The organism is Roseospira visakhapatnamensis (genome assembly GCF_014197915.1).
GTDB lineage: Bacteria > Pseudomonadota > Alphaproteobacteria > Rhodospirillales > Rhodospirillaceae > Rhodospira > Rhodospira visakhapatnamensis.
The window spans coordinates 1-25,382 of record NZ_JACIGK010000016.1 but is presented as its reverse complement, the minus strand read 5'-3'; the positions used below and the strand labels follow the sequence as shown (position 1 = coordinate 25,382).

Below are 25,382 nucleotides of genomic sequence, written 5' to 3'. Positions count from 1 at the left end.
GGCCTTGCGGAGTTTGCGAATGCGAATACGTCGGGGTCGCGATCACATGGTCTAGCAGCGCGCGGCCCGTCCCGCCCATGCGCCCTGTCAATCGACCGGTCGCCTCTACGGATCCCGGCTCTTGCCGGCGCGCGTCAGGTCGTCGAGATACGCGGTCCAGTGGGCGTCGCGCCGCTGGCCCAGGTCGCGCAGCAGGTCCCAGCTATAGATGCCGGTGTCGTGCAGGTCGTCGAAGACGATCCGGATGGCATAGCGGCCCACGGGCTCCAGGTCCATGATGCCCACGTGGCGCCGTCCCGCCACCACCTGGCGCTGGTCCGGGTGGTGCCCCTGGACCTCGGCCGAGGGGCTGCACACCCGCAACAGCTCCGCCGGCAGCACATGCCGGGTGCCGTCCGCCCAGGTCAGGGTCAGGGTCTTGTCGGCGCGGCTGACGGCGATGTCCACCGGAGCGTCGGGCGCGCCCGGGCTGGCGGGGGCGCTCATGCCGCCGGGGAGCCGCCGCCGGGGGCCAGCTCGTCCAGGCGTCGGGCCTCGTCGATCAGCATGATCGGCACGCCGTCGCGGATGGGGTAGGCCAGCCCGGCCTGCCGGCTGATCAACTCGCGGTTCTCACGGTCGTACTCCAGGGGGCCCTTGCCCAGCGGGCAGACCAGGAGATCCAGGAGCTTGGGATCCAGAAGCTGGCTGTCGTCGTCGCCAGGCTCGGCGGGGGAGTGGCTGTGCACGTCAGGGTCGGTCATCACGGCGCTCTCGCGGAGAGGGAGGGGGACCCGCCGTGGCGGGCGGGGACTCGCGGCGATCCTACTGCCGCTGGCGGCCGTTGTCGCCGCTTTCGATGGCGCCCATTTCCAGCAGCGCCAGCAGCAGATCGGCGCGTTCCTGCAAGGTCACGGCCTCCAGGATGGCCTGCTTCTCGCGGGGCTCGAACGGGCAGATCATGGCCAGGGCGGTGACCAGTGGGCGGCTTTCCACCTCGCGCATCAGGTCCCAGTTGAAGTTGAGGCCTCGGCGGGTGGCGAACGGTTGCAGGACCGAGAACAGGCGGTCGCGGTCGATGGTCACCGCGCCCGGGTCGGCCAGATCGTTCTCGAAGGCGCTGTAGTCCGCCCCCACCCTGCGGTAGCCCCGCACCAGGGGCTCCTCGTCGCGCACGCGAAACCGGGAGAGGCCCAGCAGGGTGATCAGCAGCCGCCCTTCCGGGGCCTCCTCGAACGAGACGATGCGTCCCAGGCAGGCGACCGAGTAAAGGGCGGGCGCCGCCTCCAGGGCCTCCCCGGAGTCCTCGCGCGGCTGCACCATGGCCAGCATGCGGCCCTGACCGAGGGTGTCCTCGATCATGTTCAGGTATCGAGGTTCGAACACGTTGAGGGGGAGCCTCCCCCCCGGCAGCAGGAGCACCCCGGTCAGGGGGAACACGGGCACCACGGCGGGCAGATCCTCGAACCGGGGCTGGAAGCTGCGAAGCATGCGGGATGCCTTTTCTCGTTCCGGGCTCTGATGTCGGAGCGGGCCTGTTCGTGGTCTTGTGACGCCGTCGGGCGCGGGGCGTTGCCGTCGCCGGACGTCCCGATCAGGAAAACACCAGCGCCGACAGCCGCCGGCGCCCGGACTGGGTGACCGGGTGGGTCGGGCCCAGTGCCTCGAACACCTTGAACAGGCGCTGGCGGGCGGCGTCGTCATTCCAGTCCCGGTCGCGGCGGAACACCTCCAGGAGGTGCTCCACCGCCGCCTCGGCGTCATCGGCGGCGAACAGGGCATTGGCCAGGTCGAAGCGGGCCTGAAGATCGTCGGGCGTCGACGCCACGCGGGCCCGCAGGTCGTCCACAGGGCCGGCGCCCTGGGCCGCCAGCTCCAGCTTGGTCTTGACGGCGGCGACGGCCTTGTCGGCCAGGATGTCGGCCGGCAACTGGGCCAGGATCTGTTCGGCGTCGGCGCCGCGCCCGGCGGCGATCAGCGCCCGCAGATAGCCGGCGATGGCCGGAGCATTGCTCTGGTCCGCCTGCAGGATCTGCTGGTAGAGGGCCAGGGCGCCCTCGGCGTCGCCGTCGTCCAGGATCTGCTGGGCCTGCTCCAGGGCGGCATCGATGGGGTTGGCGGCGCCCCCGGCCAGATGCGACAGGAACTGCTTGATCTGGCTTTCCGGCAAGGCGCCCTGGAAGGCGTCGATCGGCTGGCCGTCGCGAAAGGCATAGACCGTGGGGATGGACTGGACGCGCAGTTGCTGGGCCAGGGCCTGGTTCTCGTCCACGTTGACCTTGACCATGCGGACCTTGCCGCCCATCTGCCGGACCAGCTTTTCCAGCATCGGACCCAGGGTCTTGCAGGGGCCGCACCAGGGCGCCCAGAAGTCCACCACCACCGGCACCTGCCGGGAGGCCTCCATGACATCGGTCATGAAGGTTTCGGTGGTGGCATCCTTGATCAGGTCGCCCCCGGCGGCCGGGGCCGAGGTGCCCACCGTGGTGCTTTCGCCGTCGAGTATGAGTGCCATCGTGCTGTCCGTTTCTGCCTGCGAGGGGCTGTTGCGGCCGGTGTGGTCGTGCCGGTGTGGTCGGTCGGGTGCCGCCCGGGCCGGGAGCCGTGCTGCGCCCATACATGGTCCGCGAGCGCGCGTGAGGCAAGAGAGAACCCGCGCCCGGCGCGCGCCGGAGCCGGGCGGGCGGGGCGCGGTGCCGGTGACCGCCCACGGCTCCGGCCGGCCGGTCCGTTTTTTTGGGGGAGCCCGCGAATTCCATCTTGCAAAGCGATCGAGGCTGAGTATAGTCGCGCACCTCGGCACGGCACGCAGTCACGCGGGCGGATCCGGGGTACACCATCGGCGGCGACGCGGTCACACGCGACGTAACCCCCGTCGAGAGGTTTTATGCGGGCGTAGCTCAGGGGTAGAGCACAACCTTGCCAAGGTTGGGGTCGTGAGTTCGAATCTCATCGCCCGCTCCAGTTTTTCGAATATATTTCAGAGGCTTACGAACGGCCCTGCGGGGCCGTTTTTGCTTATACGAGCCAGTAAGAAGGGCTGTGTAAGCGTTGTGTAAGCAGGCGAAGACGCGGTTTCACGTCTCAGGCCATGGGCGCTTGGTGGGGTGACCGAAGACGTGGTAGCCGCCTTTGTCGCCGCCCGTGTGGGATCGGTGGCATCGATAGACGACAGCGACCCCGCGTTCTTTCAGATTCCTGGTGAACGGGTGGGCCACGAGGGTGCGGAGCGCGTCGAGGGAGATCGGGTCTCGCCAAATCGGCCAGGAAAACCAATCGCCTTCGTCGTCATGATGAAACCCGGTCGTGTGAAGCCAACCCCCGACAGCGAAACACGGAAAAAGCGGCAGAGCCTGGGACGCCAGAAAAATGGCGGCGGCGACGGACCGGTTTTTTTTGTCGGGGGACGGGTCCTTGCCACGCAAGGCATGGAGCCGTTGGGTGGTTGGGTCCCAGCCCAGCGAATGTTCGCTATCTTCGTATCGCCAGGGCTTAACCAAAGCTTTCGCGATACGCGCTTGGTTTTCGGCACATGCTTTCTGATCTTGTGAGAATCGAACTCGAACCGCGATTTTTTGTAGCCCGGAGACGAAATTTTGGTTCCCGCTTGTCAGCGCAAGATCCGTTCTATAATTTACGATTTTTCCCTTATACTTTCTCGTGTCCTTTCTTGTCGACAGACAGTCCGTTCCCAATCCCGGCAGCAGATCAACCATTGTCATCGCGCGGTCGGGATCCGTGCTCCTGCGTTTCAGTGCGAGGCGCCCACAGTCACGGAAAGCGTCCAGTGGGCACTCCGCGTCCGGAAGCTTGAACAGGGTCAAGGTATCCAGAAAAGTCTCCGCCGCCTGCGCGATGGCAGCGACGACTCGCGCCTGGAAGGCGGCCGTCGTATGGGTCGCGACCCTGTCGCGCAGGACCGCCGTCCAGGTCCCGTGACTCTCCGTCCATCCCAGACGGACCCCGCTGTACGGTCCCAGTACCCGTAGCGCACCGCAGGCCGCCAGGAAGCCCAGGGGATGGTCTCCCTTCAGACCGGTCAATTCCAGTTCAAGCGTCGTGGCTTGGTCGGTCATGGGTCGGCGGGCTCCTCGGCATCCGGCTCGGAGTTGGGGTCGGTGGGTCGCTGCTCCCGGGCGGAGACGGTGCGGTCGGCGGTGACCAGCAGGGCCTCCAGATAGGCCAGGCCCCACCAGCCGTGGCGCCGCACCAAGCGCCAGAACAGGTCGATCCAGTCGGAGTCCAGGTGATGAAGCCCGTGACTCGAGCAAGCCTCCACCGTCTTGCCATCGACCGTCACGCGCACGCGTATCGGGCTGGGGTCGTCCACGACCGGCGGAAAGGCGCGACCGTGGCCGTGGTGGGTGCCGATCAGCAGGCGCGCGAGATCGCCGACCTCGCCACCCGCCAGACCGGCGTCCTCGAACAACCGCACAGACACAAACTCGTGGCGGGCGCCTTTCGGGTAGCCGAACCGTTCAGACGACTGCCAGTCGGCGGAATCCTGACCCGACTTGGCCAGAAGCTCTCCCCTGGACATGGCGGCGAAGGCATTGATCTCGCTGTCGTACAGCCAGGCCTGAAAGCGGGGATCGGCCTTGCCGGCATCGTGCCAGCGACCGGCCAGGGCGAGGGCTTCGGTGAAGGGAGTGTCGAGGCCGGCCTTCTCGGCGAACGCCCGCGCCTGGCCGCTAACAGCTTTCGTATGGTCGTCCAGCGTGACGCTTTGGCCCCCGGGAAAGACGGAGGGGCCGTCCGCCTCCGGTTCCTCGACCTCGGTCTCGTCCGTCTCCGACCTGCCAGCGCTGTTCAGAGCCTCGACAAGGTCTCGGGTCGCCGGAGCGCTGACCATCAGCCCGCGGCCATCGGGATCGCGGCCATCGGTGTACGGGGTCACCCGTAGCGACGTTCCCGCCTCCCGCAAAGCCATGACGGCGGCCTGCTCGGCGCCCGAATGGGCGCCCGCTATCACGTCCAGAAGCTCAAGAGCCAGCCGCCGTCGGTCCGTGGCATCAACGGCCCCCGACCGCACGGTGTTCAAGGCGCGCTCAAGCCGCGCCGTCAAGGCGGCCTTGGTCACCTCGTCCGTGTTCGGAAGCAGGGCGGGATGCAGGCGCCAACGCAGCCAGGGCCGGCGCACGACGTGGGCGGGCGTGGTGACGATGGCATCCAGCAGGCACGCTTCGGCGATATCCGGGACAGGCTTGTGTGTACCGGGGGTCCAGCCGAAGGCGTCGGCCCCGCCGTAGGTGGCCGGCACGACGATGGTGTCGCCGGGCCGCAGGTCTTCGGCGCCGACGAACCGGGCGTCGTCCTTGCCCCGCCAGCGCAACACCCGCTGCGATTCCCGGTCGGATCGTTCAGACGGTGCCTGACTCACGCCCTCCACGTCGGCGACGGCGCCGGTCGGGTTCCCGCGCAGCCAAGCCCGGACCTCGGACAAGGGCACCGGCATCGCCTCGCGTGTGCGCGGCGGCATCAGCGTGACGATGCGCCCCCAGTGATCCGCGTTTGCTTCGGTCAAATCGGCGCGCCAGACCACCTGAACGTCGGCGGGGCGATCGGCGACGCCATGCAGGAACGGGGCAACGTCGGGGTCCGGTTCCGGCACGGGATCGGTCTGCACCCAGGCGTTCAGATGCGCCGGAAAGAGAACGGGCGCGTCGCGGGCCGGCGCCACCATGGCGTTGATGTCAATCTCTTGTTTCGTAATCGCCTGATCCAGGGCGTTGACACCGAAGTCAACGACCTTCCTCTCACTAATAGATTGCAGATCCTTCCATGTTGCTGAAAGGGCCTTGCCGTAGATCGGGTCATCGTATGTATCTGATGTTTGGTCGCTGCGGATGACGACGACCGCCGGCGACGGCAGGTGTTGTGCGTGCCGCTTCCCCAAACGGTCGAGACGGCCGAAACGCTGGCGAAGCGCATCCAGCGCGGCGGCCTCGGTGACCAGGGCATCGAAATCCAGGTTGGCGCCGACCTCCACGGTCTGCGTCGCCACCACGAAGAGGGGGCGCTGCGGGTCCTGCTCCCGGTTGGCCTTGATCCACGGCAGCCAGTCTTTCAGCAGGCGGTCGCGGTCGGACGGGCGAATGCGTCCGGTCAGCAGGATCGCGTCGCGTTCCGGTTCCCCGGCGCTGGCGGAGCGCAATGCCTCGAACACCTGTCGGGCGGTGGCGACGCGGTTGACCACCACGCCGATGACGCGCGGTATTCCAACTTCGGAAGGTTCGTTCTTTTTCTTTTTGAACCCCGCCAGTGCCTTGGCTTGATTGACAAGGCTGTCCCGAAATCTATCCGGACTCTTCTTGACGCCTTCGATCTTCACTAGTTTTGCGTGCTTTGCGGCCTTCAAACGGTTTTTCAGGTTTTCATCTTCACGTTCCGCTTGGGTTAGCTCAAAGAGTTTCTCTGCGGGATCCGATCTGTCAGCCAGCGTCGCCGACATGCGCGTCAGGCCAAGGCCGCGCGACGCTGGCAACGGCGGTTTCTCGGCCCAGTCCTTGAACCGCCGGATCGCCCCCACAGTTTCGGCGAAGGCGTCCGACAGGTGGGCCTCGTCAAGGATCAGGTGGGTATCGAAGGCCAGCAGCCCCGCCTGGAGCGGGCGGCTGCGCCGGCTGACGCCATAGCCCCGGAACAGCAGGCGGGAGCCGATCTGATCGACGGTCGAGATCAGGATGGTGGGCGTCAGGGGATCGGCCGCCCACCCGTCATCCCGATAAACGCCGCCGCGCAGGCGCACGATGCGCAACGGTGTTTCGCCATCGGCCGACAAGGTCTTCAGGCGCGCGGCAACGGCGGCCGTGATGGGGTTGGCGTTCTTTTCCAAGGCCGCCTGGATGGCCCGGGCATGTTCGCTGACCTCGTCCACCACCAGCCGCCGGTCGATCACGAAACACAGGCGGCGCGGGGCCTGCCGGTTGGCCGGCGGCCGATCCGCGTCCAGGGCCAGGCGAAACAGGGCGACGTCCAGAACGCTCGTCTTGCCGCAGGCGGTGGGCACGCGGATGACGTCCGGCAAGCCGGTCTTGAAAACCTCCCGCGCGAAGCGCTTCTGCCACAGGAAGGGGCGAAAGCCATGGACGCCCTCGAAGAACGCCGGGAAATCGCTGGCGTGTAGCTGCGTCATGCCGTCAGTCCTCCACCAGGGGGAGCATCAGGCCATGGCCGAGGAAACGCCCGGCGCCGATCACCAGGGGGCCGTCCACCGGTCGGGCGAACCGCACGGTGACATGGCGCAGACGCGGGGTCGGCGGTCCTTCTTCGGCGGCATTCCGGCGCGGCTTGAAGGCCCAACTCGGCGGGGCGCCATGCAAGGGGGAATGCCGGGCCACGGTGATCTCCAGGACGTCGTCGGGGGCGACGCCCGCCCGCCCCAGGCTGTCGAGGATGACGCCCGCCTCACCCCCGTTGCCGGGTTTGGGGACATGGCCGAACCGCATGGGAACGGCCGTCGTCCATTGCCGTGAGGGACCGCGCCAGGTCGCGCTCCGCAAGGTCCGCATTGCCTGGGTATCGTCGGTCACTTCTTCCAGGCGCCAGAGTCCAACCCCCGGGAGGCGGAGCCCGGTTGACACAAGGCACTCCAGGCCCAGGGCCACCTGCGTTCGGTATTCGTGCCGGGCAGCCTCCGGGACCAGGACGGCCAGGCCCTTGACGGACCCGTCGGCGTGCCGTTGCCTGGGGTGGACGAAGGGCAACGCCACGAAGGCGCACATGGGGGCGCCCTTGGCCCCCTTGACGATCCCCGGCACCTGAACAGGGAGATTGTTGGCCGTTTGCGCCGCCGCGACGGCCTCCATCAGACCGGCCCGAAGGGCACGCGCGGCAGCGGGCGCCGCCACGGCCGGGAGGGCGGGATCCTGCGGGTCGGGTCGGAAGATGTACATGCGGTCGAAGGACGACGGGATTGGTCCCGAAGCCGGCGCCGGGTCCGCCACGCATCGGTAACCCTGCACGGGCGCCGGGTCGGGACGACGCGTTGCGCGAAACGTGTCTTTCAGCTCCTTGAGGCGGTTGGCACCCGGAACACGAAGCTGGATCGCGCCATCGGGATCGGGCACATGGGTTGGCTGCGGCGGATCCGGGTCCAGCGTGACACGCACCAGGCTGCGCGACCGCCCAAGGTAGGTCACGCAGGCGCAGATGGCGGCCAGCGTGTCGCGGTGCTCACGGGGATCGGCCTCCGGCCAGAGGAATGTGACCACAGGGTCTTCGGGAACGACCGCCGGGATCGGCAGGGCCTTTCTGGTGCGGTACGCTGGCAGTACCTTCTGGAGCTTCTTTCGGCTTTCCTCTGATACCGTCCCTGGGCTGTTTTTCTTCGTCAGCGATTTCGGAACCTCGTCCTCATGCGGATTGGTCGGCATGTACACGTCCGGCGCGTCCCGGGGATGCGCCGGGGAGGCGTGCAGTTGGGGCGCGATCACCTCTCCCTTGTCGGTCCAGGACTGCCCGGCCAGCCATCGGAGAGCGTCTTTCGCCCTATCGGGCAAGTTGCCTTCAGACGCCTCCGGCAAGGCGGCGGCCGCCGCCACCAGCGCCGAAAACAGCCGATCCGGATGCGGCGGCCATTCCGGCCGGCGCCGGGTCGCGTCGTGACGGTCAGTGGCCATGAAGACGCCGGTCAGAAACTCAATCCGAAGCGCCAGCATCGCCATCCGCCCCGTTGTCCGTGCCTTCGGGTGCGTCCGTGTCCGACTCGTCCTGTCCGGAAACCCGGGCGTCGCTGAGCTTGACTAATTGGCTCAACTGAGGCGATGGGGTCAGGCGAAGCAGGGTCTTTGTCCATTCGACACCCAGGCTTTCCGCCTCCTTCAGCGCCGGGTCCAGCATGGTGGCTTTCACGTTGGCGGCAGCTCCAAGGGGGATATCCCCGCCGGCGCCGCCGACGATTTCCAGTTTGGCTTCGTTTCCTTTCTCAGGAACCAGATCGCAGCGGGACCGCAACCAATACCCCTCGTCCTGTCGCAGGGCCAGTGCATACAAGGCCAGCGCCGCGAGGACGGTGCGCGCGGCTTCGTCCTGTCGCGGGCGAACGTCCTCCTTTTTCTGACCCTCCGGCGGCGGGAACCCTGGGAACCGGAGCCGCCGGAGTTGGGTCAGCGATAGGGTCCAGGTGTGCCGGGCATGGTCCATGGTGACGCCACCGGGTCGAGGCACATTTTCGCGAATACGTGCCGTCTGGCTGTTGATATCCAAACGACTCTCCATGTGCCCATCCCAAGCTTCAACGTCGTATTTGAGCCGAACCGGATTCGACGTCAGGATGTCTGGCAACACATCAAGCTTGTTCTTCCGGACTTTTTTGAAGCGGTCTATGTCAGGTGTGACGTTGCCGTGGTTGATATCCGATGGTTTTCCCCCCGCAACGATGGCCTCGGACTTCGTCGGCTTTCCGTTTTTGTCCTTTTCAGCCTGATCAATATCCAAAGTCCACTCAGTTTTACCCTGTTTGCTTCCCGCTTTCTTATACTTCCGATCCGCTTCACTTTCGTCAAACGTCCATCCCGATTGCCCTTTTTGATAGAACGTCAAGCCCATACGCTGGATGCGCAGCGGATCGACACGGCTGGCGGTGCGGACACCGGCGACCACGTTCACGCCGATGATTTCGGAGACAACGGCGCGCGGTATCTTGGCCGAGTTGAGACCTTCGCCCGCCGTAGAATCCCAGGTGCCGAACAGCAAGGCGGTCGGGCAGTGCTTGTAGAAGGCCGTCGCGTCATGGACCCGCGCCTTGACGATGGCCTGTCCGACGCCGGTGTCTCGAAACGGTGTTTCGTTCTCGTCGATGCTGTCGCGAAGGATGGCGTCGTGGATGCGGTGGGGCGCGGTGAGCGATGTCACCCAGTCGTAGCCTTTCACTTTTACCGCGATAACCGGAAGACCGCACACCGGCGCGTCGCTGGTCTCCTTCAATTCCCGCCAGTCCGGCAGAAAGGCGTCCTGAAGGGCTTCTTCCAGGCCGTTGGCTTCGCTCTGGACGCTGTTCAACAGGACACAGGGAATCGCCTCGCCGTCGATCCGCCGCGTCTCCGTGGCGTAGATGCCGCCAGCATAGGTGGGCGGGAATACCTTGTCGCCCGCCCCGCCGATGGGCTGGAGGGTCTGGACAAGACGGAGGGCGGCCGCTGTCCGGACGGCCGCTTTCAGCTCTTCAAGGGTCATGATGCCGGACTCCGAGGCCGCGAATGATGCACGATTGGATGCGCTACGTCCTGGAATGAGGGTATAGCGAGCTTGCATCCTCCGTCCAGTCCAGGCCTCTTGACGGGCGATGTCTTGGGCATGAGCGCGAGGCGTGTCGTTGGGCCGCGCGGGGTTCGGACAGCGTCGACCAACGCCGGATGCCGTTATTGCGCCGCGATCAGGTCCGCCATGGCCCTCAGCCCGATCGCCTCGACAGCGTGCGCGATGGGGTATCGCTCTTCGCCGACCGACACCACGAACGCGCAGTCCGGGTTCAGATCATCCCGCGCATTGTGGAAGCCCTTGGTGGGCTTGGCCGACAGCCCGTGCTTGATCTCGATGGCCCACAGGCCACCCTTGCCGGGCATCTCCAGCAACAGGTCGATTTCCGCGCCGGCGGCGGTGCGGTAGAAGCTGGCCCGGGTTCGGGGCGGGGCAACCGCCAAAAGAGTTTCGATGACGAAGCCCTCCCAGCTCGGCCCCACAACCGGATGCCCGGCGAGGTCGTTGTAGTCCTCAAGGCCCAGCAGGGCGTGGACCAGGCCGCTGTCCCGGACGTAGACCTTCGGCGATTTAGTGAGGCGCTTGCCGACGTTGGCGTGGAAGGGCGTTAAACGGCGGACCAGAAGGAGGTCCACAAGGAGGTCGATATAGCTGGTCACCGTCGGCGCGGTGATCGACAGCCCAGAGGCCAGTCGCGAAGCGTTGAGCAACCCTCCCTGATTGTGGGCCAGCATGGTCCAGAGCCGCTCCAGGGTCTCGGCCGGGACGCGGCGGCCGAACTGCGGCACGTCGCGTTCAAGGTACGTTCGGACGAAATTCTGCCGGAACGCGAAGCTGTCGGCGTCGCTGGTGGCAAGAAAGCTGTCCGGGAAACCGCCCCGCACCCACAGCCGGCGCAGGGCGTCGCCATCGGGGGCGGCTTCCAGCACATCGAACGGGTTCAACGCGACGTATTCGATCCGACCCGCGAGGCTCTCTCCGGATTGCCGCAGCAGGTCCATGGAGGCCGATCCGAGGATGAGAAACCGTCCGGTGCGTTTGCCCTTCCGCCGGCCCGTGTCGATCAGGCCCCGCAGTTCCTGGAACACCTCAGGGACACGGTGGATCTCGTCGAGGATGACGAGCCGGTCCTCGTAGGCTGAGAGAAACAAAGCCGGGTCGGCGAGTTTGTCCCGGTCCGCCCGCGATTCCAGATCGAGATAGAGGGCATCGGTTCCTTCGGCAATGTCCTGGGCCAGCGTCGTCTTGCCGACCTGACGCGGCCCGATCAAAGCAACGGCGGCCTGGCGGGTCAGGGCCTGGTGAATGGTCCGGAAGACTCGGCGCGCTATCATCCTTGCATATTAAAAAGCTGAGTTTCGGATTGCAATGATAACCTGTCGGCCTTGGTTCTTGAAAATTGAAGGCAGGGTTTTCGATTTGCGGGGGTCCTGTCGAACCATGAGGTTTGCGGGTCGGGTCGCCCCTCAGGGGCCGAGGCCGGACGCGACCCTCATGTCCGCTGCGGAGGCTCCGCCAGACGCCTCCCCGTTTTCTTTGGTCTTTCAGGGGGTTGAGAGCAAGGCCCTCCAGGGACGCGCTCCTTCGGGACAGAGGGGAGCCCGCAGCATACACCCAAGGATGCTAACGTCGTTGTTCTGGCTTGCGCCCAAAAGGGCCGCAGCAGTAAGAGTAAGCGCTTCAGTTGTCATGCCGGAGTCGTGCTCGGCGGGCACAGAAGGCGCGCGATGTCGTCACACGTTGGGGAGAACGGGGCGGAATGCCGAGCGAAACGCGGATCCATCACTGCGCTATTCATGCGTTGCGGAAGGAGGAAGGCGGGCACTTTGTCGCGGCGCCGGTAAACGCGGAACACGACATCACGGACACCGTCGCTTGGCTGGTGGACGAACTCACCTCTGAATACGCGAAACGCTCCAACAAGGCCTACGGCGTGTTTGCCGTCGATGAGGACCAGTACCCGACGCAACGCCAATTGCGAGATTACATGGCCGGCGCGGCGGAAGACTTCGGGGGCCTGACCGCGCGAATGATGGCAACGCTGGTGGATCGCGCCAAGGGGACGGCCGCGACCGGTGGCTACGTCATCTTCGTCCATTTCCGCCAGGTGGAGACGGAGGCCCTGATCGTCACGATCGTGAACGACAAGGTGGGAGCGCGGCTGACAGGTGGCCGGTTGAACCGCACCAACTACCTGGACCTGGGCGGCTTCCGATTTGCCGGGCGGGTGGACATCACCAAATGGCGAGCAGGCGGCAATCGCTATGTCGACTTCCTGAAGGGCCGAGGGGACATCTCGGAGTATTTCCAGCGCTTTCTGGGGTGCGATACCACCGTGCAGGCGGCGCAGGACACGCGCAACGTCGTCGGTGTGGTCAAGCGGTTCGCGGTTGCGCAGGGCATGAACCAGGAGGATCGCGCGGATCTGCTCCAGCGCGCCAAGGCGATCGGCGACCGCTATGCGATGCGGCACGAGGAGATGACGCTTGACGCCTTCGCGAACGAACTGCATCCCACGGACCCGGCGGCGCTGCTGGAGTACCTAACCGATCTGGAGCTGAACATCACCGGCGCGTTCGTGCCTGATCGGCGGTCGTTGCGATCGCTGACCGTCTATCGCGGCAAGACCCAACTGTGGTCTCTGGAGTTCGAGCGGAGTGCCCTCGACGAAGGCGAGATCGACTACAATGCGGAGGCGGGCACCCTGACGATCCGCCACATCCCCGAGGGCTTGCGCGACCAGTTGCGCGACGAGGTCGGGACGGACCGGGACCAGACCGATGGAGCGGCTGACCTTTGACGACCTGCTGGCGATCTACCGAAAAACGGCGTTTCACGTTTCGACGGACGCCGAACGGGCAGACCCTGCGGCGGAGATCACCGGCGACCTGACGGTCGAGACCGGGGCGATCCTAGCGACGCTGGCCCGGATCGAGTCGGATGATCAGGCAGCCCGGGACAGCAACATTCACCTTGAACACGAGATCGCGAACGTACGGGTGGGCGACGTAGTGCCCGTGGCGATGAAGTCACCGCGCCTCGCACTCGGAGTGCTGGCCCGGGACCTGGACGACCTGCTACGCACCCGCAAGGCGCGGATATGTCGACCGCCCCGGTATTTCATCGTGTCCGGCCGATCGGAGGCCAGCGACGCCCATCCTCCGCCCCTGATCGCCCGGTACGGCCTGGTTCTTGAGTTGGTCGGGGTGCTGGCGGAGGCGGCTTTTCTGGACCGGGACGACCAGTGTCTTCTGTTCCTGGACGGCGGTCGGATTCGGGTTCCGGTGAACTATCATCAAGGTGACCTCGAAGGGCTGGATCTCGATGCGTTGACAGCCCTGCTCGGGCTGTTCCAGTCCGATCTGCACCGAGACGAGCGGCTATCCATCCTAGCCCGGTCGGCACGGGAAATGATGGCGCCTCATCCGGCCCCGGCCCGGTTTCGGCACCTGCTGGCGCATCTTGAGGACCTCGAGGCGCGGGTGCGGGACGGTTACCGGCTGTTCGCTGCCGCGTTCTCGTATGACCGGATCCGGAGCCAGATGGAGAAGGAGGCGGCGGACACCGTGGCCCGCATCCACAAAACGGTGACCGACATCCAGGGGCAGATGCTGGGCATTCCTGTCGCCACGGTCATTGCCGCCACGCAGATGAAGCCCGCCACGGGATGCGGTGCGGTCGCCCTGGGCAACCTCGCCGTGCTCGTGGGTGTCGTCATCTTTGCCGTGTTGTTGTTCGTGGCATTGCGGAATCAGTGGCTCACGCTCGAAACCATCGCCAACGACGTGTCGCGGCAGACCGAGCGGATGAACAAGGAGCATGCGGACATCCGGCGGCAGTTCGCCGACCTTTACGAGAAGGTCGAGGACCGACTGAGCTGGCACCGCTGGGTTCTGGGAATCCTTGCCGGGATCGCGGTCGCGGGCTTGGTACTGGCCATCTGGGCCTTTGCAGTCCTGACACCGATCGACATGGGAACCTGTTTGGCGGGGGCGCTAAGCGGGTAAGAAATGCCGTCACAAGGGAAGCACGCCGCCTCTTACGAGCCTCCACGAAGACTGAATAGAATCAACGATGTAATTCGGATAGCCTCCACATCCAACCGCCAACCTCCCAAAAAACGATGTGCAGACGACAGGATAGACGACATCGGAGGCTCTCTTTTATCTTGCCTTCGTCCGAACCCTGTTTCCAACTACGCTCATTTACGCTCTCCTACACTAGTATATTTCTGAATTCAAACCAGAATTTCTTTTCGAATTGTGAAATCTGCGATGACGAACGGGGTTGCCAGCGACCAAGCGCCGGCCGGCATCGGACCCCATGCCAGATGATCCCATCTTGTTTATCCCTCTGTTCGACCGGACCCACGACCATCCCTCCGTCCCGACCTGCCAGCCGAAACGCCATCGGGCGATGGCTCGGTCAAGGAGGGCCGAAGGTCCCCGCGCGAAGCGCGGCGTGTCCTTGACCGGGCCGAGACCGATGGCCTGCTGGCAAGGGTCGGACGGAGGGGTTCACGGCTCCAACCTGTTCGCGATGTCCTCTGCCACCCTGTCGGCCGCGAGGCGTTGCGCGGCGTCGATGTGCACATAGCCCTGCGTGACCCCGCGCGCGGCGTGTCCTAGCAGCGCGGCGATGGTGAGTTCCGAGAACCCCAGGTCGCCGGCCACGCTGGCGAAGGTGTGGCGCAGGGTATGCGGCGTGACGTCGGTCAGGCCGGTCATGGCACACAGCCGCCGAAGCGTGTCCGGCGCGGCGGTGAACGGACCGTCGCCCTGATCGGCCGGAAACACGAAGGGCGACCCGCCTGGAACGGGAAGGGGTGTCAGCAGATCCAGGGCGCGGCGCCCGATGACCCGCACCTGCGGCCCGCTCTTGGTGTCCGGGAAACGAACGCAGCCCTGCTCGTGATCGATCCAGTCCCATTGCAGGCTCCGCGCCTCGCCGATGCGGAACCCGGTCAGCAGCAGGACGCGCACCATCGCGAGACCGGTTGGATGAAGGCCGGCCGGCCGCCCGTCCCGGAGCGCCACTCCCAACCGCCCGATCTCGACCAGGGACAGGCGGCGGTCGCGGTGTTTGTCCGGGAACCGCCGCGCTCCCGTCGCCGGGTTGCTCTTGATGACGCCGTGCCGCCGGGCGTGCCCCAGCAGGGCGCGAAACGTGGTGACGGATCGCGCGGCCACCCCGGTCCCGCCGGTGGTGGCGCCGCCGCGTCCGCTCCCGCGCCGACGCGCGGTTGCACCGCTGGCGATGTCGGCCTGCATCCGTTCGATGTCGCCCACCGTCAGCGTGCGTACGGCCCGCCTGCCGAGCAGCGGCTTGATGTGCGTCTCGATGCGGCTGCGGTCCATTGCCAGGGTGGACGGCTTGATGGGCCGGTGGCTTCGGCCGAGCAGGCGGCCCGCTTCGGCCTCGGCAAGATACCAGTCGCAGACCTCGGCCACCGTCACGGGACGCCCCTGCCGCTGGCGGTCTTCCGCCGGGTCATCGCCAGCCGCCACAGCGCCCAACGTCACCCGCGCCCGAGCGCGCGCCTGGTCAACGGTGAGCGGACCGAAGCGGCCCAGCGTCATGCGCCGGCTACGCCCCTCCGCCGAGCGGTATTGCACGACGAAGGTCTTCAGGCCCGACGCGATGACCCGAACGCCGAAGCCGCGCAACTCGCCGTCCCACAGAAAGGCCTGTCCCTTTTCCGGCGGTTCCAGGGCGTCCACCGCCCGCTTGGTCAGCCGACCCATTGTCCGCCTCTCACCCCGGCCGGCGGGCCATCCCCGCTGGCGCGTCTGCTTACACTACGCCATTTCCGGGTCAATGTAAGCAGACTGTAAGCAGATGAGAGCGCATTCGGGTGGGTACAGGGAAATGTCGGCGTAGACCCCCGCTTAAAAAGTTATCCAATAGCAATGCGATATGGGTTCCCGTCGTATCAGATCGGTTCTAAGCGTATCGCTCTGAACGCCTTGCCAAGGTTGGGGTCGTGAGTTCGAATCTCATCGCCCGCTCCCGTTTTCTAAAGCGAAATCAACGCTTTGAAGGGCGCCCAACGGGCGCCCTTTTTCGTGTGCGAAACCCGGGGAAGCATGGGGGAAGCATGGGGGAAGCAGGCGGGGGGATGTTTCGGCGCGCCATGGGTCCAGTTTGGGCCCGCCGAGTGCCTAGAGCTTGCGCGGGAGTGTTGGTGGGCTGCCACGTCGGCCTGGACACAGCAGGGAACGCGCCGCATGTGGTTTCCGGCGGTTGGGGTGTGCCGTGACGACTTCTCAAGCGAGGCTGCCATAGGCCCGGAAGCGTCGGAACGTGAACCGATAGCGCCGACCGCCATCGGCTTCGGTCTCCACATCGCGTTCGGTGGTGGCCGCGAGGCAGGTGATTCTTCGTTTCTGAAGGCGCCGGACCAACGCGAAGGTCAAGGTGAACTCGCCTTGCACCATGGCGTGAGTGGTTTCGGGTAGCACCCGGGCGTCCAGATCGTCGACCAAGGTGCAAATGTCATCCTCGTCCGCGTCGGGCGGCACGTCGGGGAAGCCCAATTCGGCGAGATTGGGCGCCAGAGCCTGCGCGGCCTGCGTCTGCGCCGGATCCCAGTTGGTCAGCGGATGGTTGGAAATGTTGAGGAAGACCGCGGAGGAGGGATTGGGGGATACCGCCGCCGACAGTGTGTCAGCGGTCAGGGTGCTGAAGGCATCGACAAACCGAGTGACCGAATCCGCGATCTCTTGCCCGGCCGACGGTTCTTTTCGGAACCCGCCATGACTCAGGTCGTTGCGAATGTCGCTGTCTTCGAAGCCAGCAGCCTTGCGATACGCGTTGACCCGTTTCTGGGCCTTGTCCCGAGCGCTTTTCCCGAAGTCTGGACCGGGTTTGCCTGCGTTCGGCTTTCCAGCCAGCGACGTAAGCCCCTCCGTCGCAGTGGTCGCCGCTTCCATGTACCGGTCCATCTCCAGGTAACGCCTGGCCAGATTGACGGTGACCGCGTGCGCGTCCGGCCCTGCCAAGGTAGAGACTCCGGGGGGAAGGGACAGTTCGTCCGCCATGGCCCGCAGACGGCCCAGGATCGAGGCCAGGGCCGCCTGCCGGACACCGCCTGTTTCGATGCGGTCGATGGCGTCCCGGAGCCTTTTGGCCGCACTGTCGGAGCCGTCGGACCCGAGCAGCAAGGACCCGGTCCGGATCGTCGCCAGATCGGTCGCGAAGGCGTTCAAGGGATCGGCCAAACCCGCAAGAGCCGGCGTGAGGCCATCGGATGACATGCCGGGCCGCATGTCCTGGTCGGCCTGCTTGGTGAGATCGACCAGATCGGTGCCCCGCCCGGTGCGCAGAAACATCATGATGGCCTGCGCCCAGTCCACGATGTCCAGAAACGAGGTGACATCGAAGATTGGGGCGACGCCGTTCTCGTCCTTGGCCTCGAAGGCGCCGTAGACGAGGTGAACAGGGTTGTGACCGGTATCTTGCGGTTTCTGCGTCAGCGTTCGGAAGGCGGAGACAGCACCAGCAATCAGGGGCTGATGCCGGAAGCCATGAGTGATATCCAGATAGAATGGCCCCGACTGGGCGGCCGGTGACAGTTCCTCTCGGCAGATATCAAATATGTCCCAGAGTTCCCGTTCAGTTTGTCCGGTCGGGATGATGCTGAAACGGGGCATGATTCCGATTGCCGTCGAGATCCTCTGGTCCAGGTCAGCGCGCCATTTGTCCTCGGCCTGTCTTGTGGCCAGGCAAACCACCTCGGCAGGCATTAGCAACTGGGCCAGGGCATCGGTCATCAGGTTCGTTGTGACCCGCACTGTCGGATCATCGCGCCACTGATAGGTTACGGGCTGGTAGTTGCCGGTTCCCACAAAACTGATAAGGCGCGCCACAGTCTCATGCACGGCAAGGCCCTCCACTCAAACATTCGTCGGGACCAACCGGTCTCAAATCAACATCACGTCGTCCTTGGCGACGTCCTCGACGTCTCCCCAGGGAAATTCCACGCAATAGGTATCCCCGTTATCCCTCAGGACCAGGACCGGGTCTCCGTCCACCTCACCTTTGCGGGGGTAGCGTGGGCCGCCCCCACCCCCGCCATGCCGGGGACGGCCTGCCGGGCCGGAGCTAACGTCACCGCCAAACTCCGCGTCCAGCGCGTCCCTCACCGCCTCCAGCATGGCGCGGCTGGTGTCGGAGTCGGGCAGGTTGGGGGCGGGGAAGGCGGTGAAGCGCAGGACCGGTGTTCCATCCAGGCGGCGCCCGACGTGCAGGTGATAGGGCGCGGCGTGGCGGTCGCCCTTTGGGCCGCGCAGGTGTTCCGGGCGCTGCCAAGTCGCCGGGTTCTGATGCTTCAGTGGGCCTTTTTCGAGGGGACCGTGAATCTGGCGGGGCAGCCCTAGCGCCACCTTGTCCCGGCTGTGTTTCCGCGCACTTGCGAACTGTTCGACCTCATGCCAAGCGGCGTCGATGGCCTGCCAGGGCGAGCCGCGCACGATCCATTCCCCGGCGATCATCTGTTCGAGCGCCGGCGTGGGCGGTTCCTTGACCGAGGGCTTGCGCACCTTGGCAGCCTCGACCAACCGGTTGGCGGTTTCGTCCTCGATGTCGGCAAATGAGCCGAATCCCTTTCGGGCTTTGGACCCCGCGCCTCCGTACCGGCTCAGAAGCCACAGGGCGGCCTTCGCCTCATCAAGGGCCGTGCCGGGATTGCCGTCTTTCCCCGTGTCGCGGCTTATCAGGGTGACGGACCAGCGTGTTCCGGCGGGCAGCCAGAACCGTTGGCGTCGGGTCTTGGCTCGCGTGGCCCGATCCGTCACCGTCTCATCCATGCCGTAACTGGCGTAGAACAAGCCCTGGATATGTCCCTTGCCCGGCGATGACAGGCGCTCCCGATTTCGAATGAGGTCCTTGTCGAACGGAGACGGGGAGGTTTTCGGTCCCTCCGGCCTCACCGTCACCCGCACGGCGCCGCCGCGTGTGGTGTCACCCCAGATCAGGGCTTCGCGTTGCTTGAGTTCTGAAACGGTCATGTGCCCCGCATGCAGCGTGCGCCACCACCAGCGCAAGAGGCCGCGCAGGGTGGCGGGGCGCAGGTCGCAATCCTTACCGTCCTGGGTGGCACCGGCCAGGAAGGCCGGGCTGGTCAGTTCCAGGGTCACGGTGAAGGAGAGGTTCGGATCCGGTGTCGGGCGGGGGGCATCGACCGGCACGAAGGTGCCGTAGCCGGCGTTGGTCTTGGCGCCGGCCCCGCGCAGGGCGAGGGCGTGCGTCAGCCACTCCACCGCCTTGGTGACCAGGGCCGGATCGGTCCCCTCGGAGCGCGGCCCCACCGCGAACAGGAACGGCGTGCCGGGCGCCACGGCCAGGAACTGCACCAGGACCGGGCCCATCCAGTCACCGGGAGGCACCTTACCAGCCTTGTCCTCGTAGTAGTCACGATGATGGTTGTTAACGATGTCCGGGATCAGGGTCGGCCATTCGGTCGGCCAGGCATCGTGGAACACCACGGCGCCAGCCGCGCCTTTGCTGTCCGCCTTGCCCTCCGGTACTCGTCCAAAAACGGCATGGATTTCTTTTTGTGAGGCGCCATTCGTCTCCGCCCAGGCGCGGGCCATGCCCTTCAAACCGCTGCCGGGAAGGTAGGCGAAACCGTACAACGGATGCAGGCAGATCCCGGCGTTCTCCAGCGCGGAGGCCCGCGAGAGGTGCAGGGTGAAGGGCCCCTCGGTCCGGGCCGTGACGGTGGTGGCGTCCGTCAACAGCGGCGCCCGTCTCTGAATGGCCCACTCCAACGTTTCATGATCGCCGGTCGTCTTGCAGACATCCTGAACGGCCTGCCCCTGATGGTCCTTCTGGGAACCGCCGGCGCTGAACTTGTCCAGTTGCAGGCCCGGATGGCGTTGCTCGACCCGCACCGGGGCCAGCAAATCGCGGGTTGTTTTCGGAATGTACGGTCCCGTGTGGGCGTCAACCGTGCTCGGGGGTGTCGTCATCGCCCAAATCCTCCGCTTCCGCGAACCGGTTCACCCATTCCAGCCAGGCCATGGCCTCCAGCGTGGCGCGGCGCAGGAAGGTGGCGTCGTTGTCCAGGATGGCCCGCAACAGGGCGTCGTCGGAGACGGGCGCCGCCGTGGCCGGATCCAGGCGCGGCAGCACCCAGCCGCCGAGCCGCTCCAGCAACAGGATCAGGCCGGGGTTAACCTTCTGCTCGGTTCCCGGCTTGGCCTTCGCCCGCACAAAAGCCAGGGCCTGCCCCAGGCCGGCGGCCCGGATACGCATCGGCAGTTTCTTGGCCTGACCGCCGAAGGCCTTGGCGTGACTGGATTTCTTTTTGTCCGCCTGAGTGTCGTCGGCCTGCCTGGCGCTGTTGGGTTCGGTCGAATGGTCCAGGGCTTTCGCGGCTTTCACCGTGTCCCAGGCGTGTTTCGCGCGGTGCTGGGCGAGATCGCTGGCGCGGCTGGTGGCGGCGCTAGCGGCGCTTGCTGGGGCGGCCCCTGGAGTCGCGGACGAAGATATCGGGGGCACGGTTTCGGCCCGATCCGGGGTTAGAGCCGCGGGTGTTACCGCCGCCTTACCATGGTGTGCATAGGGGGATTTCCCGCCTCGGCCCCTTCTCCCCATCACGCGCCCTCCCCCTGCCAGGTGAGGCGGCAGAAGCCGCGCCCAATGGTCTCGTCGGCGCCGATCTGGATCACGTCCCGCACATCCCGCACGGTGCCGCGCAGCCAGCCAGTAACCTCCTCGGCCGTCATGGGGTGGTCTTTTCGCCGGCTTGCATCGGCCATCACCAGGGCGTGGAACAGGGTTTCAGGCGGCAGAACCTCTTCGTAGAACAGAGCCCCGTCGCGGACGGTCTTGGTCTTCGCATCCAGGCCCACGCGCGCCACAACCTCGGTGGCATGCTGCACGAAGTGGCCGAAGTCGTCGTTGTGGAGGATGGCGAGGTTTTTCTTGAACCGTTCACACGCCTCGGGGTCCACCCCCTGCGCGAGGGCATCATCCCACCCGCCCAGATCGCCCATCCGCTCGAAGTCGAACTCCTCCAGGATCATCTTGCCCGTCTCGCCAATCAACAGCGGGCTATTCTCGGCGCACAGCACCGTTCCGGGCGTCAGGGACTCGGTTACGGTCACCGTTGCCGGGACAGTCGTTGGTCGGGTCATCAGCGCGATGTCCCGCCGGAACCGCTCCAGCACCGCCGGGCAGGTGACCCAAGCGAACACGCCGCGAAGCGAGCGCACCGGAAAGGCCAGGATGCGGGCATCGGTCAGGGCCAGGGCACCAGCAAAGGCCTGTTTGTCGTCGGCCTCGTCCAGCTTCTCCGGTCCAAACACGACGATCCAGGTATCTCGGCCGGCGCCGTTCGCTGGACGGGTGGCGGCGCGCATCACCCCTTTCAGGGAAGACGCCGGAATCACCGGCCATCCGGTGTGCCTTTCGCGCTGTACCGGCAGGTCCACCACCCCCAGGGCCGTGCCCGATCCCGGGTGCAGCCCGGTCAGGGCCTGGATGTAAAGACTGTCGATGACCTCAGGCATGCCGCCATACTCCCCTCAGGACGCACCCATAGCCAAGGCGCCGGTCCTCGCCGTCACACACATCGTTGGCCAAGCTCTCGGGGGCTTCGCCGTCGAAAAAGAACACGCTGCCCGCCGCCGCGGCAAAACGGGTCGGTTTGGGTTGGTTGCGTGCCAGATCCCAGCCGGATACAGCGACCGGGGCGGGCACTGCCGCCGCCACCGGCGTCCAGTTCGCCCCGTGCCACCCGTTGGCCAGTGGGGCCGGAGTGGTCAGAATCAGGCATGCACCATCGGCATCCGCCAGGTCAGGCGGAGCCGGCCGGCCGGGGATGGGCGCGTCCTCCACCGAAACCTGGGCCTGCCGACGTTCTCCACCCCAACCGAGAACCGGTGCGTCTTCCAAGACTCGGCGAAGAGCGGGCGTCAGTCCCGCTACCTGGGCGACAAAACGCACGCCTGGTGCGAGACACAGAAAGCCGGCGGTGTGAAGTTGACCATCCTCGGCGGCGTTTGTGTCGGTGCCGATCACCAGGCCGACCCGGCGGTCGGTGTCGTACAGATCCATGGCGGACACCAGAGATGCCTTGTCCGGCACCCGGCCGTTAAGGACATCGGCCATACCCGCGCCCGACAGGAACCCGGTGACGGCCTCCGTGGGGTGGTTGGTCTTGATCCAAAGGGCTTTCTTGGTCGGCGCGGCGGCGGTCTGGTCCCAGCCCGGCGGCGGGTCTTTCAGTGGCCGCAGGAGATGCAGCGGTCCGTCGCCCCGGTCCGTTTTCTCCCGATGCAAGACCGCCGGAACCGGAAACACGACACCGTGCGGCTCCGCTCCGGAATCGGACCGAAACAGCCAGGGACCGGACAGGCGCAGATCGGCGATGGCCGCCAACTCCGCGCTCTGATTGCTCAAAGCGGTTTTCAGGTCCGCGCCGCCACGCAGGGCTTTGCCAAGACCCGCAAAATCGCACCCCAAGCGCGACATGAGGTGGCTGCGCAGCGCTCCGGCCAGGGTCTGGGGCATCGGCAGGCCGCTGTTGGCGGCGTTGCCAGCGCCGAACGGACGGCCGTCGCGGAAGAACAGCCCGTCCAGCGGATCCAGGAAGAGGGTGAGCGTCTTTTGATCGATGGTCATCGTTTGCCTCTCCCTCAATCCCGCGCCCGCGCCAGAAAACTGGCCGCCTGACAAAGCATGGCGAAGGCCTTGAGAGGTGTCTTCGACAACGGAACGCCTTGTCCATCGACATGCCCGGCGCAAAACGTCTTGAAGACGTTCACGACGGCGGCTCTGGCCTGATCGCGGATCAACGAGCCGGGATCGGCCGGTGCTGCGGACAGTTCGGAGGCAAGGATCGTGTGCGCTTTTGTCTCCGCGCGGCCGATCTGGCGGCGGATTTCGGCGGTCATGGCGTCAGGATCGCCCATACCATCCAGAGGATCCGCGAGTTGGCGCAATCGATAGGCCCAGCGATCCGAGGCACTGTCGGTGAATGCCGTCGTCAGCCGGGGCACCCAATCCGCATCCTGCCACGATAGCAGGCTGGTGGCATGCTCGCCGGAACGCCGCTGGATGGTCAGGGCTAGACGGTCTCGGCCGGAAGCCTTGGCCGTCTTTTCAGCGGCACGCGCAGCGTCCAGGGCCTCGCGCAGGTCCGCCTTGTGATGCACCACCGCGAGGCCGACCGACAGAGTTCCCCCTATTTGCTCATGGAAAGTATCCCTTAGCGCTTTTGCGCAGGCCATCGCGTGGCGGGCCGGCAGCACGGCCAGGACATCATCGCCGCCTGCATAAATGACGCGCCCCCGGCCCTGACCTTCGACAATGGGTCGAACGCTATGTACCGCGAAATGGCCAAGCACTTCCGATACTCGGGCGTGCTCGGCCGGTCCCATGGCCTTGCGCAACAGGTCCCCCATGCGGTCGCCGTCGGCGGCCAGGATGGCGTAATAGGCCGGGGCGACCCCAAGGTTCCGGTCCGCCGCGCGGATCCTGGCAGCGCCAATTTCTTCCCAAACGTCAGGCGGACAGGGCTCGTCATCCTCATGCTTGCCCTGTTTCGGGGTTTTCCAATGCAGCCACTGGCCCGACCAGTCGCCCCGGTCCGCGCGCAGTCGCCAGTCCAGGTCCGCGTCTTCCAGCCACGCCATCGCCGCAACCGTGGCGGTGTCCGGGAAGCGGGCATCGGCGCGTTCCAACCCCAACGCCTGATCCAGGAAGGCCGGGAACGCGAACCTTTTGACGAGGGATGGCGCGCAGAATGCCTCTCCCTTGCGGATGCGCACCCCCTTCAGGCGCAGGCCGTTCGGCGCCGTCTTCCAGAAGTCCTTGCCTCCGACCTGTTCCCATGTGCCCAGAAGGGTGCACTTCGGCACCGCGCCGGCCGCTGGTGTGGTCTTCGGCACCGGCACCGGTCGCACCGAGCGCCGCGCCGCTAGGACGCGCGCTGCCAAATCGGTCACGGCGGACCAGCGGTCGGTTGGGTTGGAGCCGCACAGGCACTTGAGTGTGTCATCGGACACGTCCAGAGGCACGGCGATCGCCTGGACATGCAGCATTTCGGAGACCTGATCGTGCCAGAGCCCATCCCAGCCCGGAAACCGCGTTCCATAGACGGTGTCAATCTCGCGCCGGACGGCGGAGGCTACCGCGTCCATGGCCGCCTTGGCCGCTTCCTCGCAGGCCCGCGCGAGGTTTGCCGCATCGGTGCCGTTCTTGCCCCACGGCACGACCGCGAGACACCGGTTGGGCAGGCTCGGCGCCATCAGGGCCTCTGCCGAGGGGCGTGACAGCAGGCCATTAGGAACCATGCCGGTCTCAATCAACCACACGTCCATCAGCGGATTGCCGCGCAGGCTGGGGAACACCGAAGCGGTCGGTCCCAAAGCGTCGATCACCGGCTGCATCGCCTGGAACGTCAACCAGGACAACACGGCACTACCGGTCCACAGGTCGCGAAGAGAGCGCGCCGCCGCAATAAACCCCTGCACGGGCCCGGCGGCCAGGGTCAGAAGGCCAACCGTCCCGTCACCGGCCTGTACCGCCGCAGCCAGTGCGGTGTTGATATCCCTTTGGTGCCGAATTGGGTCCGATGAATGCGGCGATGGTGTCGCCATTTGGCTCGGCAGGCCCCGCCAGAGACGGAGAAAGGCGGCCCGGTCGGTTGCCTTTCTTCCCAGGGAGCGACCGGCATCGGCCCCGGATACCAGCTTGGAAACGGAATCTTTAGCGGACAAAGGCGATTGGGTCGCGGCGTGCTGGGTTCGCGACATCAGATGGGACCGGATCGCTTCTGACAGGCCTATTTCGCTGCCAAAGGCGGCCTGCCAGGCATCGCCGGTGTCGTCTAGCCAAATCTGCCGAAGGGCGTCCCAATCGAGGTCATTGCACGTCATGGAATATCTCATGCGGGGCGATAAGAGCAAAAACTGTGGCCGTTCTCGCGAGACCGTTCAAGAGATCTGATCGCTCTTCAGCCGTGTTTCCGCGTTGGGATGGACGAAATTAAGTGCATGGCCTCCATGGAGGACCGAACGCCATGGCTGGTTCGGATGGTGACGACATCGAGAATGAGGTTGGCGACATCCCCAATAACCCCTCGAAGGGCCTCCATTTGAGGCTTATCCCTTTGAGTCCGGGACCACATCATGTGGTGACAGGTGGTCCGGAATCGCGTAGAACGAAGAGTGAACAACCGCCGTTTCCGGAGC

At 65.8% G+C, this 25,382-nt stretch carries 18 protein-coding genes and 1 tRNA gene; 3 read left to right on the top strand and 16 right to left on the bottom strand.

Translation table 11 applies throughout. The features are described from left to right. Positions 1-105 precede the first annotated feature (105 nt). From GGD89_RS11520 to trxA, 4 genes are all read right to left on the bottom strand, one after another. Positions 106-486, bottom strand: a complete 381-nt coding sequence (locus GGD89_RS11520; RefSeq protein WP_184045361.1) for a gamma-butyrobetaine hydroxylase family protein — start codon at positions 484-486, stop codon at positions 106-108. Beyond that, the gene (locus tag GGD89_RS11515; RefSeq protein WP_184045359.1) at positions 483-743 is read right to left on the bottom strand and encodes a Trm112 family protein; all 261 of its coding nucleotides are present in this window, start codon (positions 741-743) and stop codon (positions 483-485) included. Before GGD89_RS11515 ends, GGD89_RS11520 begins: the two co-directional genes overlap by 4 nt. 61 nt (positions 744-804) lie before the next feature. Then, a complete protein-coding gene (locus tag GGD89_RS11510) occupies positions 805-1,470 on the bottom strand; it encodes an LON peptidase substrate-binding domain-containing protein (protein WP_184045357.1) in 666 nt (221 codons plus the stop codon). A 103-nt stretch (positions 1,471-1,573) separates the two neighbouring features. Continuing rightward, positions 1,574-2,494 (bottom strand): thioredoxin, encoded by a 921-nt coding sequence (gene trxA / locus GGD89_RS11505; RefSeq protein ID WP_184045356.1) that lies wholly within the window; start codon positions 2,492-2,494, stop codon positions 1,574-1,576. A gap of 374 nt (positions 2,495-2,868) precedes the next feature. Here trxA and GGD89_RS11500 point away from each other — a divergent pair. Continuing rightward, a tRNA-Gly gene (locus tag GGD89_RS11500) sits at positions 2,869-2,943 on the top strand. A gap of 113 nt (positions 2,944-3,056) precedes the next feature. Here GGD89_RS11500 and GGD89_RS11495 read toward each other — a convergent pair. The 5 genes from GGD89_RS11495 to GGD89_RS11475 all read right to left on the bottom strand — a co-directional run bounded on the left by GGD89_RS11495 (position 3,057) and on the right by GGD89_RS11475 (position 11,450). Continuing rightward, positions 3,057-4,055 (bottom strand): type I-G CRISPR-associated protein, Cas3-extension family, encoded by a 999-nt coding sequence (locus GGD89_RS11495; RefSeq protein ID WP_184045354.1) that lies wholly within the window; start codon positions 4,053-4,055, stop codon positions 3,057-3,059. Continuing rightward, positions 4,052-7,114 carry a type I-G CRISPR-associated helicase/endonuclease Cas3g gene (gene cas3g, locus GGD89_RS11490; RefSeq protein WP_184045352.1) on the bottom strand — a complete coding sequence of 1,021 codons (3,063 nt, stop codon included), beginning with the start codon at positions 7,112-7,114 and terminating at the stop codon, positions 4,052-4,054. Before cas3g ends, GGD89_RS11495 begins: the two co-directional genes overlap by 4 nt. Before the next feature lie 4 nt (positions 7,115-7,118). Continuing rightward, positions 7,119-8,645, bottom strand: a complete 1,527-nt coding sequence (gene csb2, locus GGD89_RS11485; protein ID WP_184045350.1) for a type I-G CRISPR-associated protein Csb2 — start codon at positions 8,643-8,645, stop codon at positions 7,119-7,121. Beyond that, on the bottom strand, positions 8,620-10,155 hold the full coding sequence (cas7g, locus tag GGD89_RS11480; protein ID WP_184045348.1) for a type I-G CRISPR-associated RAMP protein Csb1/Cas7g: 1,536 nt from the start codon (positions 10,153-10,155) through the stop codon (positions 8,620-8,622). The genes csb2 and cas7g overlap by 26 nt, the downstream gene beginning before the upstream one ends. Positions 10,156-10,340: 185 nt before the next feature. Then, complete coding sequence (locus GGD89_RS11475) at positions 10,341-11,450, bottom strand: ATP-binding protein (RefSeq protein WP_221238432.1); 1,110 nt, start codon at positions 11,448-11,450, stop codon at positions 10,341-10,343. 488 nt (positions 11,451-11,938) lie between these two features. Between GGD89_RS11475 and GGD89_RS11470 the strand changes: the two genes are divergently transcribed. Further along, on the top strand, positions 11,939-12,979 hold the full coding sequence (locus GGD89_RS11470; protein WP_184045346.1) for a nucleoid-associated protein: 1,041 nt from the start codon (positions 11,939-11,941) through the stop codon (positions 12,977-12,979). Continuing rightward, complete coding sequence (locus GGD89_RS11465) at positions 12,960-14,186, top strand: hypothetical protein (protein WP_184045345.1); 1,227 nt, start codon at positions 12,960-12,962, stop codon at positions 14,184-14,186. Before GGD89_RS11470 ends, GGD89_RS11465 begins: the two co-directional genes overlap by 20 nt. A gap of 510 nt (positions 14,187-14,696) precedes the next feature. On the opposite strand, the gene GGD89_RS11460 is transcribed toward GGD89_RS11465, so the two are convergent. The 7 genes from GGD89_RS11460 to cas10 form a co-directional block, all read right to left on the bottom strand. After that, the gene (locus GGD89_RS11460; protein WP_184045344.1) at positions 14,697-15,923 is read right to left on the bottom strand and encodes a tyrosine-type recombinase/integrase; all 1,227 of its coding nucleotides are present in this window, start codon (positions 15,921-15,923) and stop codon (positions 14,697-14,699) included. A gap of 522 nt (positions 15,924-16,445) precedes the next feature. Then, entirely contained in the window at positions 16,446-18,059 is a 1,614-nt protein-coding gene (locus GGD89_RS11455; RefSeq protein WP_184045343.1) for a CRISPR-associated DxTHG motif protein, read from the bottom strand. Between the two features lie 42 nt (positions 18,060-18,101). Continuing rightward, on the bottom strand, positions 18,102-20,150 hold the full coding sequence (cmr6, locus tag GGD89_RS11450) for a type III-B CRISPR module RAMP protein Cmr6 (RefSeq protein WP_184045342.1): 2,049 nt from the start codon (positions 20,148-20,150) through the stop codon (positions 18,102-18,104). Further along, positions 20,125-20,565 carry a type III-B CRISPR module-associated protein Cmr5 gene (cmr5, locus tag GGD89_RS11445; protein WP_184045340.1) on the bottom strand — a complete coding sequence of 147 codons (441 nt, stop codon included), beginning with the start codon at positions 20,563-20,565 and terminating at the stop codon, positions 20,125-20,127. The genes cmr6 and cmr5 overlap by 26 nt, the downstream gene beginning before the upstream one ends. A 212-nt stretch (positions 20,566-20,777) precedes the next feature. Beyond that, positions 20,778-21,695, bottom strand: a complete 918-nt coding sequence (cmr4, locus tag GGD89_RS11440; RefSeq protein ID WP_184045338.1) for a type III-B CRISPR module RAMP protein Cmr4 — start codon at positions 21,693-21,695, stop codon at positions 20,778-20,780. Next, entirely contained in the window at positions 21,688-22,809 is a 1,122-nt protein-coding gene (gene cmr3 / locus GGD89_RS11435; protein ID WP_184045336.1) for a type III-B CRISPR module-associated protein Cmr3, read from the bottom strand. The genes cmr4 and cmr3 overlap by 8 nt, the downstream gene beginning before the upstream one ends. A 14-nt stretch (positions 22,810-22,823) precedes the next feature. Then, positions 22,824-25,067, bottom strand: a complete 2,244-nt coding sequence (cas10, locus tag GGD89_RS11430; RefSeq protein ID WP_184045334.1) for a type III-B CRISPR-associated protein Cas10/Cmr2 — start codon at positions 25,065-25,067, stop codon at positions 22,824-22,826. Positions 25,068-25,382: the final 315 nt, after the last annotated feature.

Excerpts from the sequence above, each read along its gene's own strand:
- GGD89_RS11460 (WP_184045344.1), bottom strand. The coding sequence starts at position 15,923 with ATGGGTCGGCTGACCAAGCGGGCGGTGGACGCCCTGGAACCGCCGGAA.
- cas10 (WP_184045334.1), bottom strand. The coding sequence starts at position 25,067 with ATGACGTGCAATGACCTCGATTGGGACGCCCTTCGGCAGATTTGGCTA.
- cmr6 (WP_184045342.1), bottom strand. The coding sequence starts at position 20,150 with ATGACGACACCCCCGAGCACGGTTGACGCCCACACGGGACCGTACATT.
- cmr4 (WP_184045338.1), bottom strand. The coding sequence starts at position 21,695 with ATGCCTGAGGTCATCGACAGTCTTTACATCCAGGCCCTGACCGGGCTG.
- GGD89_RS11510 (WP_184045357.1), bottom strand. The coding sequence starts at position 1,470 with ATGCTTCGCAGCTTCCAGCCCCGGTTCGAGGATCTGCCCGCCGTGGTG.
- GGD89_RS11465 (WP_184045345.1), top strand. The coding sequence starts at position 12,960 with ATGGAGCGGCTGACCTTTGACGACCTGCTGGCGATCTACCGAAAAACG.
- cas7g (WP_184045348.1), bottom strand. The coding sequence starts at position 10,155 with ATGACCCTTGAAGAGCTGAAAGCGGCCGTCCGGACAGCGGCCGCCCTC.
- cas3g (WP_184045352.1), bottom strand. The coding sequence starts at position 7,114 with ATGACGCAGCTACACGCCAGCGATTTCCCGGCGTTCTTCGAGGGCGTC.
- GGD89_RS11520 (WP_184045361.1), bottom strand. The coding sequence starts at position 486 with ATGAGCGCCCCCGCCAGCCCGGGCGCGCCCGACGCTCCGGTGGACATC.
- csb2 (WP_184045350.1), bottom strand. The coding sequence starts at position 8,645 with ATGGCGATGCTGGCGCTTCGGATTGAGTTTCTGACCGGCGTCTTCATG.
- GGD89_RS11515 (WP_184045359.1), bottom strand. The coding sequence starts at position 743 with ATGACCGACCCTGACGTGCACAGCCACTCCCCCGCCGAGCCTGGCGAC.
- GGD89_RS11470 (WP_184045346.1), top strand. The coding sequence starts at position 11,939 with ATGCCGAGCGAAACGCGGATCCATCACTGCGCTATTCATGCGTTGCGG.
- GGD89_RS11495 (WP_184045354.1), bottom strand. The coding sequence starts at position 4,055 with ATGACCGACCAAGCCACGACGCTTGAACTGGAATTGACCGGTCTGAAG.
- cmr3 (WP_184045336.1), bottom strand. The coding sequence starts at position 22,809 with ATGACCATCGATCAAAAGACGCTCACCCTCTTCCTGGATCCGCTGGAC.
- trxA (WP_184045356.1), bottom strand. The coding sequence starts at position 2,494 with ATGGCACTCATACTCGACGGCGAAAGCACCACGGTGGGCACCTCGGCC.